The organism is Peptoniphilus koenoeneniae, assembly GCF_030812875.1.
GTDB lineage: Bacteria > Bacillota > Clostridia > Tissierellales > Peptoniphilaceae > Peptoniphilus_B > Peptoniphilus_B koenoeneniae.
The window spans coordinates 1-1,044 of record NZ_JAUSTN010000018.1 but is presented as its reverse complement, the minus strand read 5'-3'; the positions used below and the strand labels follow the sequence as shown (position 1 = coordinate 1,044).

The 1,044-nt window shown below is 46.5% G+C and carries 1 tRNA gene and 2 rRNA genes; all 3 read left to right on the top strand.

Annotated elements, in window-relative coordinates:
• Positions 1 to 515, top strand: a 16S ribosomal RNA gene (locus tag J2S72_RS08720); the annotation flags it as partial.
• Between the two features lie 39 nt (positions 516 to 554).
• Positions 555 to 630: transfer RNA gene (locus J2S72_RS08715), tRNA-Ala, on the top strand.
• A gap of 140 nt (positions 631 to 770) precedes the next feature.
• A 23S ribosomal RNA gene (locus tag J2S72_RS08710) occupies positions 771 to 1,044 on the top strand; the annotation flags it as partial.

Here is a 1,044-nt window from a genome sequence, read left to right as displayed (position 1 = left end):
TTCGGAAGCCTCAATACAGGTGGTGCATGGTTGTCGTCAGCTCGTGTCGTGAGATGTTGGGTTAAGTCCCGCAACGAGCGCAACCCTTACCATTAGTTGCCAGCATGTAAAGATGGGAACTCTAGTGGGACTGCCGATGACAAATCGGAGGAAGGTGGGGATGACGTCAAATCATCATGCCCTATATGCCCTGGGCTACACACGTGCTACAATGGTCGGAACAAAGGGAAGCGAAACAGTGATGTAAAGCAAACCCCATAAAGCCGATCCCAGTTCGGATTGTACTCTGCAACTCGAGTACATGAAGTCGGAGTTGCTAGTAATCGCAGATCAGAATGCTGCGGTGAATGCGTTCTCGGGTCTTGTACACACCGCCCGTCACACCATGGGAGTTGGCAATACCCGAAGCCGTCGAGCTAACCGTAAGGGAGCAGACGTCGAAGGTAGGGTTAATGACTGGGGTGAAGTCGTAACAAGGTAGCCGTATCGGAAGGTGCGGCTGGATCACCTCCTTTCTAAGGAAAGAAATTCAAATCACACTATTTTATTTTTATGGGGGTGTAGCTCAGTTGGGAGAGCACCTGCCTTGCAAGCAGGGGGTCAGGAGTTCGAATCTCCTCATCTCCACCAAGACAATAGAAAATTGTCAAAAGAACCATGACAACTACAAAATCAAAAAAATCAAGAAAAGATTAGTCAAATCAAATTTCAAAAGAAATAAAGAAAAGACAAATCACTGGAAAAATTAATGACAACAGTCAATTAATAAAGGTCAAGTTAAAAAGAGCATTAGGCGGATGCCTAGGCACCAAGAGGCGAAGAAGGACGTGACAAGCTGCGAAAAGCTGCGGAAAGGAGCAAATATCCAATGATCCGCAGATATCCGAATGGGGAAACCCGATCAAAAGATCATCTCATACCCAAACAAATAAGTATGAGAAGCGAACCCGGCGAACTGAAACATCTAAGTAGCCGGAGGAAAAGAAAGAAAACTCGATGTCCCAAGTAGCGGCGAGCGAACAGGACAAAGCCCAAAAGGACAAA